Source organism: Cereibacter johrii, from assembly GCF_001720585.1.
In the GTDB taxonomy this organism is placed as follows: domain Bacteria; phylum Pseudomonadota; class Alphaproteobacteria; order Rhodobacterales; family Rhodobacteraceae; genus Cereibacter_A; species Cereibacter_A johrii.
In genome coordinates, this window is the sequence record NZ_MABH01000113.1 from 23911 (window position 1) to 37559 (window position 13649).

13 protein-coding genes and 1 riboswitch are annotated in these 13649 nt (G+C 70.1%); of the genes, 3 read left to right on the forward strand and 10 right to left on the reverse strand.

Annotated elements, in window-relative coordinates:
* Window positions 1-102 precede the first annotated feature (102 nt).
* The 3 genes from A9O63_RS08640 to trmB form a co-directional block, all read right to left on the reverse strand.
* Window positions 103-723 (reverse strand): (d)CMP kinase, encoded by a 621-nt coding sequence (locus A9O63_RS08640; RefSeq protein WP_069331565.1) that lies wholly within the window; start codon window positions 721-723, stop codon window positions 103-105.
* A gap of 71 nt (window positions 724-794) precedes the next feature.
* Complete coding sequence (gene aroA, locus A9O63_RS08645) at window positions 795-2132, reverse strand: 3-phosphoshikimate 1-carboxyvinyltransferase (RefSeq protein ID WP_069331566.1); 1338 nt, start codon at window positions 2130-2132, stop codon at window positions 795-797.
* A gap of 216 nt (window positions 2133-2348) precedes the next feature.
* Window positions 2349-3074 carry a tRNA (guanine(46)-N(7))-methyltransferase TrmB gene (gene trmB, locus A9O63_RS08650; protein ID WP_069331567.1) on the reverse strand — a complete coding sequence of 242 codons (726 nt, stop codon included), beginning with the start codon at window positions 3072-3074 and terminating at the stop codon, window positions 2349-2351.
* Between the two features lie 265 nt (window positions 3075-3339).
* On the opposite strand from trmB, the gene A9O63_RS08655 reads away from it, so the two are divergent.
* A complete protein-coding gene (locus tag A9O63_RS08655; protein WP_069331568.1) occupies window positions 3340-3876 on the forward strand; it encodes a peptidoglycan-binding protein in 537 nt (178 codons plus the stop codon).
* Window positions 3877-4004: 128 nt separating this feature from the next.
* Here A9O63_RS08655 and metK read toward each other — a convergent pair whose 3' ends face one another.
* The 7 genes from metK to A9O63_RS08690 form a co-directional block, all read right to left on the reverse strand.
* Window positions 4005-5171, reverse strand: coding sequence for a methionine adenosyltransferase (gene metK, locus A9O63_RS08660; RefSeq protein ID WP_069331569.1), 1167 nt, complete (start codon window positions 5169-5171; stop codon window positions 4005-4007).
* A gap of 6 nt (window positions 5172-5177) precedes the next feature.
* Window positions 5178-5227, reverse strand: a riboswitch (SAM-SAH riboswitch).
* A gap of 32 nt (window positions 5228-5259) precedes the next feature.
* On the reverse strand, window positions 5260-6747 hold the full coding sequence (lnt, locus tag A9O63_RS08665; RefSeq protein WP_069331570.1) for an apolipoprotein N-acyltransferase: 1488 nt from the start codon (window positions 6745-6747) through the stop codon (window positions 5260-5262).
* A 166-nt stretch (window positions 6748-6913) separates the two neighbouring features.
* Window positions 6914-7861 (reverse strand): transporter associated domain-containing protein, encoded by a 948-nt coding sequence (locus A9O63_RS08670; RefSeq protein ID WP_069331571.1) that lies wholly within the window; start codon window positions 7859-7861, stop codon window positions 6914-6916.
* A gap of 39 nt (window positions 7862-7900) precedes the next feature.
* Window positions 7901-8404 carry an rRNA maturation RNase YbeY gene (ybeY, locus tag A9O63_RS08675; RefSeq protein ID WP_069331572.1) on the reverse strand — a complete coding sequence of 168 codons (504 nt, stop codon included), beginning with the start codon at window positions 8402-8404 and terminating at the stop codon, window positions 7901-7903.
* Window positions 8388-9428: a PhoH family protein gene (locus A9O63_RS08680; protein ID WP_011339444.1), complete on the reverse strand. Its 1041-nt coding sequence runs from the start codon at window positions 9426-9428 to the stop codon at window positions 8388-8390. The genes ybeY and A9O63_RS08680 overlap by 17 nt, the downstream gene beginning before the upstream one ends.
* Window positions 9429-9570: 142 nt before the next feature.
* A complete protein-coding gene (gene miaB / locus A9O63_RS08685; protein WP_069331573.1) occupies window positions 9571-10881 on the reverse strand; it encodes a tRNA (N6-isopentenyl adenosine(37)-C2)-methylthiotransferase MiaB in 1311 nt (436 codons plus the stop codon).
* Between the two features lie 177 nt (window positions 10882-11058).
* A complete protein-coding gene (locus tag A9O63_RS08690; RefSeq protein ID WP_069331574.1) occupies window positions 11059-11745 on the reverse strand; it encodes an arylesterase in 687 nt (228 codons plus the stop codon).
* On the opposite strand from A9O63_RS08690, the gene A9O63_RS08695 reads away from it, so the two are divergent.
* Together A9O63_RS08695 and A9O63_RS08700 are read left to right on the forward strand one after the other, a co-directional pair.
* On the forward strand, window positions 11744-12433 hold the full coding sequence (locus tag A9O63_RS08695) for an ABC transporter ATP-binding protein (RefSeq protein WP_069331575.1): 690 nt from the start codon (window positions 11744-11746) through the stop codon (window positions 12431-12433). The genes A9O63_RS08690 and A9O63_RS08695 overlap by 2 nt on opposite strands.
* The coding region (locus tag A9O63_RS08700) for an ABC transporter permease (protein WP_141703059.1) at window positions 12430-13649 on the forward strand (1220 nt) is incomplete at its 3' end. The genes A9O63_RS08695 and A9O63_RS08700, both read left to right, overlap by 4 nt.

Here is a 13649-nt window from a genome sequence, read left to right on the forward strand (position 1 = left end):
CAGTTATCCTTTTCACGTCATTTCACGGGCCTGGCGGTTGGCTCCGCCGGTCTTTTCGCATCGCAGCGAACAGGGCCGCCTCACGGCAACGAGGGCCGAGGATTACTCCCGACCCTGCGCCTGCCTCAGTTCGATGGCTTCGATCGCCTTGTTCACTGCGGCGTCTATAGTCAGTTCCGTCGTGTCGAGCAAGAGCGCATCGGGGGCAGGCCGGAGCGGCGCGGCCTCCCGCTCGCGGTCGCGCCGGTCGCGCTCGCGCAGATCGGCCAGGATCTCGGCCTCGCTCTGCGCACCGCCCCTTGCCGCCAGTTCGAGCCAGCGCCGCCGCGCACGCTCCGCGTCCGAGGCCGTCACGAAGAGCTTCACCTCCGCCTCCGGGCAGATCACGGTGCCGATGTCCCGCCCGTCGAGCACCGCGCCGCCCTCGCGCCGCGCGAAGCTCCGCTGGAAGGCCACGAGGGCCGCCCGAACCTCGGGCAGCGCCGCCACCCGGCTCGCGGCCTGCCCCGCCTCGGCCGAGCGCAGATCGCCCCGCGCGAGATCGGAAAGATCGAGCCCCTCGGCCGCCGCCACCGGATCGGCGCCTTCGGCCACCTTCGCCCCCACCGCGCGATAGAGCAGCCCCGTATCCAGATGCGCAAACCGGAAATGCGCCGCGACCGCCCGCGAGATCGTGCCCTTGCCGGCCGCCGCCGGCCCGTCGATCGCCACCGTGAAGCGCATTCCCCGGCCTTTCATTCTGGTCCAAATATCCCGCGGGGGTGCGGGGGCGCGAAGCCCCCGCCGCCGCCTGCTCAACCCGCCGCCAGATCCGCGCCGAGACCCGCCATCAGATCGGTGAAGGCAGGGAAGGAGGTCGCGATGGGCGAGCCGTCGTCGACGGTCACCGGCGCCTCCGCCGCCATGCCGAGCACGAGGAAGCTCATGGCGATCCGGTGGTCCAGATGGGTGGCGCAGGTGGCCCCGCCGGGCACCCGGCCCATGCCATGGACGATCAGCGTATCCTCGTCCTCCTCGAGGCGCACGCCGCAGGCCTCGAGCCCGCGCGCCATCGCGTCGATCCGGTCGCTCTCCTTCACGCGCAGTTCCTTCACGCCGCGCATGACCGTGGAGCCCTCGGCAAAGGCCGCCACCACCGACAGGATCGGATATTCGTCGATCATCGAGGGCGCGCGCTCGGGCGGCACCTCCACGCCCGTCAGGGCCGAGGCCCGGACGCGCAGGTCGGCCACCGGCTCGCCGCCCTCCTCGCGCTCGTTCTCGAAGGCGATGTCCGCGCCCATCTCCAGCAGCGTCACGTAAAGCCCGTCCCGCGTCGGGTTCCGGCTCACCCCCGGCACGAGGATGTCGGATCCCTCGACGATCAGCGCCGCGCAGACCGGAAAGGCCGCCGAGGACGGATCGCGCGGAACCGCCACCGTCTGCGGCCGCAGCTCGGGCTGCCCGGTCAGGGTGATGATCTGCCCTTCGGCCCCCGTCTCGACGGTAAGCTCGGCCCCGAAGCCGCGCAGCATCCGCTCGGAATGGTCGCGCGTGGCCTCGCGCTCGATCACGACCGTCTGCCCGGGCGCGTTCAGCCCGGCCAGCAGGACCGCCGATTTCACCTGCGCCGAGGGCATCGGCACCGTATAGCGCACCGGCACCGGATCGGCCGCGCCCACGAGGGTCATCGGCAGCCGCCCGCCCTTGCGCCCGTAGGCGCGCGTGCCGAACAGCGCCAGCGGATCCGTCACCCGCCCCATCGGCCGCTTGCGGAGCGACCCATCGCCGGTGAAGGTCGCGGTCAGGGGCGAGGTGGCCATCGCCCCCATCACCAGCCGCACGCCGGTGCCGGAATTGCCGCAGTCGATCACCTCGGCGGGCTCGGCAAAGCCCCCCACGCCCACCCCATGCACCGACCAGGCGCCCGGCCCGTGCTGGATCACCTCGGCGCCGAAGGCACGCATGGCCTTCGCCGTGTCGAGTACGTCCTGCCCCTCGAGGAGGCCCGTGATCTGCGTCTCGCCCACTGCCATGGCGCCAAGGATCAGCGCGCGGTGGCTGATCGACTTGTCGCCGGGGATCTCGGCGCGCCCCTTCAGCGGCCCCGAGCGGCGAGCGGTCATCGGTTGCGCGGGCCCGTGTCCGGACATGATCTTCCTCCAGATTGACGGCGCGAGCCTTACCCAATGCGCCGGGCCCGGTCCAGCGTCAAACCCGCCCGCGCTCATCGCGCGACAGCCGCAAGGACGAGGCGCCGGGCCTCGATGCGGACGGCGAGAGCGCCGGGGGCCGATCCCGCGATGCTCATGCGTCACACGAGGAACGCCACTTACCTTACTGAAATGGAAGCGCTATCCGCCGCAGGCTCACCCCTGCCGCCGGAAGGTCAGGTAGTGCGGCACACGCCCCTCGCGCAGCGCCTTCTGCTCGTAGCGGGTCGAGAGCCAGTCCTCCCACGCCTCACCGCTCTGTGCCACGAGATCGAACCCGGCCTGCGGCACTTCCTCGAGACTCTGGCGCACATAATCGGGGATGTCGGTCGCAATGCGGAAAGTGGCGCCCGGCGCAAGCACGCGGGCCAGGGGGGCGAGATAGCCCTGCGTGACGAACCGGCGCCGGTGGTGGCGCTTCTTCGGCCAGGGATCGGGATAGTTGAGGAAGGCCTTCGAGACGGACGCCTCCGGCAGCACGTCGAAAAGATCGCGCACATCGCCGGGGTGCACGAGGAGATTCTCCACCCCCGCCGCCCGGATCTTGCCAAGCAGCATCGCCACCCCGTTCACGAAGGGCTCGCAGCCGATCAGGCCGATCCCGGGATTGCGCGCGGCCATATGGACCATGTGCTCGCCGCCGCCGAAGCCGATCTCGAGCCAGACCGGGCGGCCGCCGAAGAGCGCGCCGAGATCGAGCGGGCGACGCTCCGGGTTCTCCTCGCGCGTGATGCCCTCGGGCCGCAGCCGGCCCAGATCCTCGGAGAGATAGACCTTCTGCGAGGGGCGCAGCGTCTTGCCCGACCGCCGGCCATAGAAGTTGCGCCAAGCGGGGCCGTCCGCCTCGCCGCGCGGGGATTCGGGGGCGTCGTCGTCACTCATTTCGGCACCTTCTGCAGCCTCCGCCAGCCCCTAAACGCCCCCGCGCCACAGGTCAACCGCCCCCCGCGCAAGATTTTGCCGCCCCGGGAACCGGGGGATGAGCGGCTTTCCGTTTCCTTACATTTCAGTGACTTGAGGGAGGTTCGGGGGCGCTGTTATCCGATAGCAGCCCCGGGTTTTTGCCTGACACGCCCCTTCGGCCCATGTTCCGGAGCAGCAGATACCACCGCCCCTGACGACCGGGGCGCGAACAACGGAGACAAAGATGACCATTGACCTTCGCAAGACCGCCATCGCCGCGCTGGCCGCCCTCTCGCTGGTGCCCGCCGCCGCGGCGCCCGCCCATGCGCTCGGCAAGAAGGACAAGGCCTTCATCGCCGGCGCCGCCACCGCGGCCGTCGCGGGCGTGGTGATGCAGAACATGCGCGCCAACGGCCAGTGGCCCTTCGGCCAGCAGCGGCCGCGCTATGCGGCCCCGCCCGCCCAGCCGCAATATTACGTCCAGCCGCGGGCGACCTATGCCACCACCGCCCCGCGTCAGGTCACCTACCAGCCCCGCTATGTGGCGCCGAGCGTCCATTCCACGCCGGCAGCCCAGGCCTTCCGCGAGCTCTCGCCCCAGATGCGGCGCGAGGTCCAGATCTCGCTCGCGCGCTACGGCTACTATTCGGGCTCCATCGACGGTGCCTGGGGGCCCGGCACCTCGGCCGCGGTCGATGCCTATGCCCGCGAGAGCGGCCGCATCGGGCAACTCGGCAGCGTCGCCGGAGCCTACAGCGTGATGGACAGCCTCGGGGGCTGAACCGGATTTCACTAAGCGCCTTTTCAGCAAGAGTTTCAGAACGACAGAAGCCCCGGCGATCCGCCGGGGCTTCATTTTGCTGTCAGAGGCAATCCATCCTTTTTCGGAACGGACTTGCCGCCGGTTCCTCAGACGGCCTTCAGCAGGGCGTCGGTCAGGTCGGTCCGTTCCCACGAGAAGCCGCCGTCCGCTTCCGGCGCCCGGCCGAAGTGGCCGTAGGCCGAGGTGCGGGCATAGATCGGCCGGCAGAGGTTCAGGTGCTCGCGGATGCCGCGAGGCGTGAGATCCATGCACTCCGCCACGGCCTTCTCGATCTGCGCCGCATCCACCTGGCCCGTGCCGTGGGTGTCGACATAGATCGAGAGCGGCTTCGCCACGCCGATGGCATAGGAGACCTGAAGCGTGCAGCGCTCGGCGAGGCCCGCGGCCACCACGTTCTTGGCGAGGTAGCGCGCGGCATAGGCGGCTGAGCGGTCGACCTTGGTCGGATCCTTGCCCGAGAAGGCGCCGCCGCCGTGGGGCGCGGCCCCGCCGTAGGTGTCCACGATGATCTTGCGGCCGGTCAGGCCCGCGTCGCCGTCCGGCCCGCCGATGACGAAGGTCCCGGTCGGGTTCACCCACCATTCGGTGGCCTCGGTGATCCAGCCCTCGGGCAGGACCTCGCGGATATAGGGCTCGACGATGGCGCGGATATCGTCGGAGGTCTGCTCCTCATGGGCGTGCTGGGTCGAGAGCACGATCGAGCGCACCTCGACGGGCTTGCCGTTCTCGTAGCGCAGCGAGAGCTGCGACTTGGCGTCGGGGCGCAGGTCGGGCTCCTGGCCCGATTTGCGCACCTCGGCCAGCCGGCGCAGGATCGCATGCGAATACTGGATCGGCGCCGGCATCAGCTCGGGCGTCTCGCGGCAGGCATAGCCGAACATGATGCCCTGGTCGCCCGCGCCGTCCTTGTCGACGCCTTGCGCGATATGGGCCGACTGGCGGTGCAGGAAGTTCTGCACCTCGATCGTGCGCCAGTGGAACTCCTGCTGCTCGTAGCCGATGTCCTTCACGCAATCGCGGACGATGCCGTCCACGCGCTCCATGAACTCGTCCAGCTTCTGGGGATCGGAGAGACCGACTTCGCCTCCGACAACGACGCGACCCGTCGTGGCGAAGGTTTCGCAGGCGACCCGGGCGGTGGGCTCCTCGGCCAGGAAGGCATCGAGGACGGCATCCGACACGCGATCGCACAGCTTGTCGGGGTGACCTTCCGAGACGGACTCGGAAGTGAAGACGTAGTTCATGCGGGACATGAGAAGTGCTCCGTTGGGGTTAACCCCGTCACGCCAGGAAGCCGTTGTGACGGTTGCCTTCCGCGCTACACCCCTGAGGGGAGGCGGGTCAAGCGCGCCGAGGCCTGCGCGGTGCCGCCAGAAGCCCCGCAAGGGCGAGCAGGGCCCCGAGGACCGGCAATTCTCCCAAGCGGGAGAAGGGGGTAGCCGAAAGGGCCCCCGGCAGTGCGACATCTTTGTAGCCCGCCTCTCCGAGCGGCAGGTCGCTCAGGACGCGGCCCCGCGCATCGATCAGCGCCGAGATGCCGGTATTGGCCGACCGGACCAGAGGCAGGCCGAGCTCGATCGCGCGCAGCCGGGTCTGGGCCAGATGCTGGTAGGGACCGTTGAAGGTGCCGAACCAGGCGTCGTTGGTGATCTGGAGGATCCAGTCGGGCCGCTCGGCGGTGCGCAAGTCCTGCGGAAAGACCGCCTCGTAGCAGATGAGCGGAAGAACCTTGCCGAGGCCCGAGCCGAGATCCAGCACCTGCGGCCCGGGGCCTGCCGAATAGCCGAACCCCTCCTGCGCCGCGAAGGCGCGCAGGCCGAAGAGCTGGAACATCAGATCGCCCATCGGGACATATTCGCCGAAGGGCGCCAGATGATGCTTGTCGTAGAGGCCCGCGATCCCGCCCGCGGGCCCCACGACCACGAGGCTGTTCCAGAAGCGCCAGCCCTCGCCGCGCTGGATGCCTGCGATGACCGGAGCGCCCCGCCCGGCGGCAGCGATTTCGGGCAGAAGGCCCGGGGCGCGGTCGAGGAGATAGGGCACGGAGGTCTCGGGCCAGATCACGAGATCCGGCCGCGGGCCGTCGGACGTCAGGGTGAGGAGGCGCGAGAAATGGGTGGCGGCCAGATCGGGGTCCCATTTCATGCGCTGTTCGGCGTTGGGCTGCACGATCCGCAGCACGGGGCCCGCAGGCGGCGGCTCGGGCAGCGACAGACGCCAGAGGCCGAAGCCCGCCATGGCCGCGAGCAGCGCGGCCGAAAGGCCGAGGCCCCGCCCCCGTGCCGCGATGGGCAGGGCCGCGGCCAGCGTGGTGAGGAGCGTGAGGCCCGAGGGACCGATGAGGCTGGCCACCTGCGCGGGCCAGGCGCCGACCCAGATGTGGCCGATGAGCGCCCAGGGAAATCCCGTGAGCACATAGCCGCGGGCCAGTTCTGCCGCGCCGAGCGCCGTGGCGAAGGCGATGGGCCGCCGCCAGCCGGCGCCGAGATGGGCGAGCCAGCCCGCCAGAGCCCAGAAGAGCGCGAGGCCGAAGGCGATCAGCACCAGGGCGAAGGGCGCCATCCAGCCGTAGGTTTCGGCATCGATGAGGAAGGGCTCGACGATCCAGCTGAGGGCCGCAGCGAAGTGACCCGCGCCGCCGAAGAGCGCGAGGAGCGCGGCCTGCCTGCGGGTCGCGGCGCCCGCCACGATCCCGGTCAGGGCGGCGAGGGCGGGCAGGGCCAGCCACCAGAGGCCGAAGGGCGCCTGCCCTGCGGCGAGAGCCACACCCGCGCCGACGGCAAGGACGAGGCGCAGGGCAAGGGGGCGGGTTCGGACAAGGGCGATCATGGCGGCTCCGGTGACACCGCCCGTGGGTGCCCCGGCGGCCCTGCGCCGTCAAGGGCTGCCCGGTCGAGAGGCCGTGAACGCGGCCGGGCCGCGGCAGAGCTACCTGCGCGCCGGGACAGGTCGGGCCACGGGGGGCTGTCTGCCCCCCGCACCCCCCGAGGATATTTCAGCCAGAATGAAGGGGCTGTTCGGCCGGCAGCGCGCGCGTGCCCACCGAGGCGGTGACGGCGCCCGGCAGGCGGACGCGCAGCCGCTTGATCTTGCGCGCGTCGGCGTCGATCACCTCGAATTCGGCGCCGCTCTCGTGCGGGACGATCTCGCCGCGGACGGGCACGCGCCCCGTGCGCAGGAAGACGAGCCCGCCCAGGGTGTCGATCTCCTCGTCCTCCTCCTCGCGGCGCAGGCGCAGGCCGATCTCGGCCTCGAACTCGTCGAGCGGCGTGCGCGACTGGGCCATGTAGACGCCGGGCTTTTCGAGCGTCCAGAGCGGGCCCTCGACCTCGTCATGCTCGTCCTCGATCTCGCCGATCACGGTCTCGATCAGGTCCTCGATGGTGACGAGCCCGTCGACCCCGCCATATTCGTCGATGACGAGCGCCATATGCACCCGCTCGCGCTGCATCTTCTGCAGCAGGACGCCGATCGGCATCGAGGGCGGCGCATAGAGAAGGGGGCGCAGCAGCGTCTTCAGATCGAAGCTGCCGTTGCCGTCGAACCCGTGCTGAAGGGCCAGATCCTTGAGGAGCACGAGGCCCAGCGGCTGGTCGAGCGTCTCGCGGTAGACCGGCAGGCGCGAGAATCCGTGCTCGCGGAACACCGCCACCAGATCCTCCTTGCCGATGTCCACCGGCACGGCCACGATCTCGACCTTGGGAATCGCCACATCGTCCACCCGAAGGCGGCGCAGGTTGGCAATGCCGGGAAGGGTCAGGCTGCTCTGCGCGATGGCGAAGGCCCGGTCCTGCGGGGACAGGCCGCCGCCGCCGGCCTCGGCGGGCGAGAAGGCGCTGAAAAGGCGGCCGAAAAGGCCTCTCGGTCCAGGCTCCGCCTGGTCGTCTTCCGTCTGGTCGGGCGCGCTCTGCGCTGCCATAGACCCGTCGCTGCTACTGTCCATCTGTCCTTTCCGAATGGCCGCGCCCGATCCGGCGCCGGATCAATATGGGTCGGGCACCCCCAGCCCCGCAAGTATCCTTGTCTCGGTCGCCTCCATCAGGTCGCCGTCCGCCTCCTCGACGTGGTCGTAGCCGAGAAGATGCAGCATCCCATGCACCAGGAGATGGGTGACATGATCCGCCACGGGCTTGCCCTGCTCGGCCGCCTCGCGCTGGCAGGTCTCGAAGGCGATGGCGATGTCGCCGAGCGACTCGGGATCCTCGGGGTCGCCCGGTTCGGGCGGCTCGGGCGCCACGCCCGGCTCTTCGGAGGCGCGCTCTTCGGACGGCCAGGAGAGCACGTTCGTGGGCTTGCCCTTCTGGCGGAAGGTGCCGTTCAGCTCGGCGATGCGCGCATCGTCGCAGCCCATGACGACGAGGGTGAACCCCTCGGCCGGAATGTCCAGCGCCGCGAGGGTGGCCTCGGCCGCACGGGTCGCGAGCGCGGGGAGGTCAAGCTCCTCCCAGCGCCCGTCTTCGATCACTGTCTCAACCAGAGGCTCCATCTTCGGCCTCATACGCCTCGATGATGCGGGCCACAAGCGGGTGGCGCACCACATCCTTCGCCGTGAAGTAGTTGAACGAGACCCCCCGCACCGACTTCAGCACCCGTTCGGCATCGGCGAGGCCCGAGGCGGTGCCCCGCGGCAGGTCGATCTGCGTCCGGTCGCCGGTGACGACCATGCGGCTGCCCTCGCCCAGGCGGGTGAGGAACATCTTCATCTGCATGGTGGTCGCGTTCTGCGCCTCGTCGAGCACGACGAAGGCGTTCGAGAGGGTGCGGCCGCGCATGAAGGCCAGGGGCGCGATCTCGATCCGCTTCTCCTCCATCAGCTTCATGAGCTGCTTCTGCGGCAGGAAGTCGTTCAGCGCGTCGTAGAGCGGCTGCATGTAGGGATCGATCTTCTCCTTCATGTCGCCGGGCAGGAACCCCAGCCGCTCGCCCGCCTCGACCGCGGGACGCGAGAGGATGATCCGGTCGACCACGCCGCCGATCAGCATGGTCACGCCTACGGCGACGGCAAGATAGGTCTTGCCGGTGCCCGCCGGGCCGATGCCGAAGGCCAGCTCGTGATCGAAGAGATTGGCGACATAGGCCTTCTGGGCCTCGGTGCGCGGCTCGACCGGCTTCTTCCGGGTGCGGATCTCGTATTTTCCCGGCGTGAAAAGTTCGATCTGCTCGCCCTGGGCCGCGTCGAGCACCGGACGGCCCAGCCGGATCGCCCCGTCGATGTCGCCCGCGACAAGGCCGCGGCCGGCCTCGAGCCGGGAATAGAGGCCTCGGAGCACCGATGACGCCTGATCCCGGGCCTCCCTGTCGCCGATCACCGCAAGCCGGTTGCCCCGGCGCAGGATATGCACGCCCATCTGATGTTCGATCTGCGCGAGGTTGCGGTCGTATTCGCCGCAGAGATCGATCAGGAGACGATTGTCAGGGAATTCGAGAAGCGTTTCCACGACATCCTCGGAACGGGTCGGGGGGGTCAGCGCGCTGATGCCCAAAGACAACTCCTTGTGCTGGAGGGCCATGTACCAAGAGTGGGGTCGCAATCTCCCCAAGGCAAGAAAATAGGTGACGAAACCACAATTTCTTGTGACGCTGCACGGAAAGGACGCAAGAGAAGAGCGCGGTCGCGGATGACGCCGCGCCCCTCTCCGACCGATGCCGGGATCAGGCGCCCAGACGCTCTCCGGCGAGGGAGTTGGGCGCGCTCGCGGTGATGCGCACGCGCACGAGATCGCCCACCCGCCCCGCCGGGTCCTCGACATGGACCGCGTGGAGATGGTCGGACTTGCCGACCATCTGCCCGGGCAGCCGCCCGGCCTTCTCGTAGAGCACGCCCACCTCGCGCCCGACCATCGCCACCTGCGCCGCCCGCTGCTGCTCGGTCACCAGCGCCTGCAGCCGCTGGAGCCGCGCGTCGCAGACCTCGGCCGGCAGTTCCGGCTTCTCGGCGGCGGGCGTGCCGGGGCGCGCGGAATATTTGAACGAGAAAGCCGAGCCGAAGCCCACCGCCCGGATCAGATCGAGCGTCGCCTCGAAATCGGCCTCGGTCTCGCCGGGGAAGCCCACGATGAAGTCCGAGGTCAGCAGGATGTCGGGGCGCGCGGCCCGGATCCGCTCGACCAGCCGCAGATAATGCTCGGCCGTGTGCTTGCGGTTCATGGCCTTCAGGATCCGGTCCGACCCCGACTGCACCGGCAGATGCAGATAGGGCATGAGCTTGGGCTCGGCCCCGTGGGCCTCGATCAGATCGTCGGCCATGTCGTTGGGATGCGAGGTCGTGTAGCGTAGCCGCTCGAGCCCGTCGATGCGGGCCAGCTCGCGGATGAGCCCGCCGAGACCGCGGCCGTCATTGGACCAGGCATTCACGTTCTGCCCGAGGAGCGTGATCTCGCGGACGCCCTTCTCGACCAGCCCGCGGGCCTCGGCCATCAGCCGCGCGAAGGGCCGGCTCACCTCGGCGCCGCGGGTGTAGGGCACGACGCAGAAGGCGCAGAACTTGTCGCAGCCCTCCTGCACGGTCAGGAAGGCCGCCGGGCCGCGGGTGGCCTTGCGCTCGGGCAGATGGTCGAACTTGTCCTCTTCGGGAAAGTCCGTGTCCACAACGCGCGCGCCCCCTTCCGTGCGCTCCAGCATGTCGGGCAGGCGGTGATAGCTCTGCGGACCCACCACCAGATCGACGAGCGGCATCCGCTTGAGGATCTCCTCGCCCTCGGCCTGCGCCACGCAGCCCGCCACGCCGATCTTCAGGTCGGGCTTGGCGGTCTTCAGCGGCCGGAGCCGGCCCAGATCCGAATAGACCTTCTCCGCCGCCTTCTCGCGGATGTGGCAGGTGTTCAGGAGCACCATGTCGGCCTCTTCGGCGACCTCGGTCAGCACATAGCCCTTGGCGCCGAGCGCCTCGGCCATGCGCTCGCTGTCATAGACATTCATCTGACAGCCGTAGGTCTTGATGAAGAGCTTGCGGGCTTCGGACATGGGCGCGCCCCCTTTCGATGAGGGCGGGTCTTAACCGGAATCGGCTGGGACTTGCAATCGGCATGGGCCGCAAGCGGAGAAACCGGCCTCCCGCGGCTCCTGACAGGGGCGCAAGGCCCGCGGCGTCAGGGCGCCGGGCACCAGCACAAGAGGCCGCGGCCCGGCGCGCGACGAAGGCTACTGCCGGGCGCGCTCGACCAGCGCCTGCACGCGCGGCCCCATCTCCTCGACGATCACGGCCACGCCCTCGGCGCTCGGATGGATGCCGTCGGGCTGCATGTAGCGTTGCCGCGCGTCGGGCTCGTCCAGCCTTGCGGTGAGGACGGCGAAGAAATTCGGTTCCAGATCCGCGCCGTAGCTTCGGGCCAGATCGGGATAGATCGCATCGAACGACCGCTTGAAGTCGGGGCCGTAGTTGCCCGGCGCCTCGAGCCCGACGAGAAGCACCGGCAGGTCGCGCTCCTCGGCCGTCTTCAGGATCGCCTCGAGGTTCCCGCGCGTCAGCGCCGGATCGAGGCCGCGCAGCATGTCATTGCCGCCGAGGGTCACGATCATGGCATCGACCTCGGGCGTCAGGCTCCAGTCGAGCCGCGCGCGGCCCCCCGCCGTCGTGTCGCCCGAGACGCCGGCATTCACCAGCGAGACGCTCTCGCCATGGTCCCGCAGCCATTGCTGCATTTGCGGCACGAACCCCTCGCCCTCGGGCAGGCCGTAGCCCGCCGTCAGGCTGTCGCCGAGCGCGAGCACCGTGACCTCCTCGGCCGCGGCGGCAGGCATGGCCGAGAAGACGAGGACCAGCGCCATGTTGCGCATCGCGCCGAGCGCGCCATATCGGGGTCTGAAGCTGAGAGGGACAAGGTGCATGAGCGAGACGATCCTGGCGCTGAGGGACGCGCGGCTGACGTTGGCGGGAAACGCAGGCCCGGTCGAGATCCTGAAGGGGATCAGTCTGGACGTGCGGCGCGGCGAGACGCTGGGGCTCGTGGGGCCTTCGGGATCGGGCAAGTCGTCGCTCCTGATGCTGATGGGCGGGCTGGAACGCGCCACCGACGGCACGGTCACGGCACTGGGCCAGGACCTGACGGCGATGGACGAAGACCAGCTCGCGCGGTTCCGCCGGGGGAATATGGGCGTCGTCTTCCAGTCTTTCCACCTCATCCCCACGATGACGGCGCTTGAAAATGTCGCGATCCCGCTGGAACTTGCGGGCGCGCCCGATGCCTTCGCCCGCGCCGAGGCCGAGTTGCGCGCCGTGGGGCTCGGGCCCCGGATCGACCATTATCCCTCGCAGATGTCGGGGGGAGAGCAGCAGCGGGTGGCCCTGGCGCGGGCGGCGGCCCCCCGGCCCGCGATCCTTCTGGCCGATGAGCCGACCGGCAATCTCGACGGGGTGAACGGGGCCGCGATCATGGATCTCCTGTTCGGGCTGCGCGACCGGCACGGGGCGACGCTGGTGCTCGTGACCCACGCGCCTGAACTTGCGGCGCGCTGCGACCGGGTGGTGCGGCTCGCCGACGGGCGCATCGCGGGCGAGGAGCGCAAGGCGGCATGAGAAACGCGGCACGGATTGCGCGGCGCGAGCTGCGCGGGGGCCTCCGCGGCTTCCGTGTGTTTCTGGCCTGCCTCACGCTCGGGGTCGCGGCCATTGCGGCAGTGGGCCTCGTGCGGGCGGCCATCGAGGCCGGGCTGACCGAGCAGGGCGCGGTGCTGCTCGGCGGCGATGCGCAGATGGAATTCACCTACCGCTTCGCCACGCCCGAGGAGAAGGCCTGGATGGAGGCCCGGGCCGAGCGCGTCTCGGAGGTGGTCGAGTTCCGCTCCATGGCCGTGGTGGGCGAGGACCGGGCGCTCACGCAGGTGAAGGGTGTGGACGACCTCTATCCGCTCGAGGGCGAGGTGGAGCTCGACCCGCCCTTCCCGCTCGAGGAGGCTCTGGCCGACCGTGGCCTGCCCGGCGCCGTGATGGATCGGGTGCTGGCCGACCGGCTCGGCCTCTCGGTGGGCGAGAGCTTCCGGCTCGGCACCCGCAACTTCCGGCTGGGCGCGGTCCTCGTGCGCGAGCCCGACAGCATCACCGGCGGCTTCTCCTTCGGGCCGCGCACGCTGGTGCACAGTTCGGCCCTGACCTCCTCGGGCCTGCTCGAGCCCGGCACGCTCTACGAGACGGAATACCGGCTCGACCTGCCCGCGGGCACCGATCTCGCCCAGGCCCAGGCCGAGGCAGAGGCCGCCTTCCGCGACAAGGGGATGCGCTGGTCGGACAGCCGCCGCGCAAGCCCGGGCGTCGAGCGGTTCGTGGACCGGACGGGCTCCTTCCTCGTCCTCGTGGGGCTTGCGGGCCTCGCCGTGGGCGGCGTGGGGATCTCTGCGGCGGTGCGGGCCTATCTCGAGGGGAAGGTCGCCACCATCGCCACGCTGCGCACGCTCGGGGCCGAGGGGCGCACGATCTTTCTGGCCTATCTCTTCCAGATCGGCGCGCTGACCGCGCTCGGCGTGGCGGCGGGGCTTCTGCTGGGCGTCCTTCTGCCGCTCGCGGCCGCGCCGTTCATCGAGGCCTCCCTGCCCTTCCCGGTGACCTTCGGGATCTATCCCGCACCCCTGCTCGAGGCCGCCTTCTACGGCATCCTCACCGCCTTCATCTTCACGCTCTGGCCGCTCGCCCGCGCCGAGAGCGTCCGCGCCGCCGCACTCTACCGCGGCACGGGCGAAGGAGGGCGGCCGCGCTGGCCCTGGCTTGCCGCGATCGGCGGGCTGACGGCGCTCCTCGT

What these genes read in the sequence shown, in the direction of transcription:
- A9O63_RS08640 (WP_069331565.1), bottom strand. Translation starts at nt 723, where the DNA reads ATGCGCTTCACGGTGGCGATCGACGGGCCGGCGGCGGCCGGCAAGGGC.
- aroA (WP_069331566.1), bottom strand. Translation starts at nt 2,132, where the DNA reads ATGTCCGGACACGGGCCCGCGCAACCGATGACCGCTCGCCGCTCGGGG.
- trmB (WP_069331567.1), bottom strand. Translation starts at nt 3,074, where the DNA reads ATGAGTGACGACGACGCCCCCGAATCCCCGCGCGGCGAGGCGGACGGC.
- A9O63_RS08655 (WP_069331568.1), top strand. Translation starts at nt 3,340, where the DNA reads ATGACCATTGACCTTCGCAAGACCGCCATCGCCGCGCTGGCCGCCCTC.
- metK (WP_069331569.1), bottom strand. Translation starts at nt 5,171, where the DNA reads ATGTCCCGCATGAACTACGTCTTCACTTCCGAGTCCGTCTCGGAAGGT.
- lnt (WP_069331570.1), bottom strand. Translation starts at nt 6,747, where the DNA reads ATGATCGCCCTTGTCCGAACCCGCCCCCTTGCCCTGCGCCTCGTCCTT.
- A9O63_RS08670 (WP_069331571.1), bottom strand. Translation starts at nt 7,861, where the DNA reads ATGGACAGTAGCAGCGACGGGTCTATGGCAGCGCAGAGCGCGCCCGAC.
- ybeY (WP_069331572.1), bottom strand. Translation starts at nt 8,404, where the DNA reads ATGGAGCCTCTGGTTGAGACAGTGATCGAAGACGGGCGCTGGGAGGAG.
- A9O63_RS08680 (WP_011339444.1), bottom strand. Translation starts at nt 9,428, where the DNA reads ATGGCCCTCCAGCACAAGGAGTTGTCTTTGGGCATCAGCGCGCTGACC.
- miaB (WP_069331573.1), bottom strand. Translation starts at nt 10,881, where the DNA reads ATGTCCGAAGCCCGCAAGCTCTTCATCAAGACCTACGGCTGTCAGATG.
- A9O63_RS08695 (WP_069331575.1), top strand. Translation starts at nt 11,744, where the DNA reads ATGAGCGAGACGATCCTGGCGCTGAGGGACGCGCGGCTGACGTTGGCG.
- A9O63_RS08690 (WP_069331574.1), bottom strand. Translation starts at nt 11,745, where the DNA reads ATGCACCTTGTCCCTCTCAGCTTCAGACCCCGATATGGCGCGCTCGGC.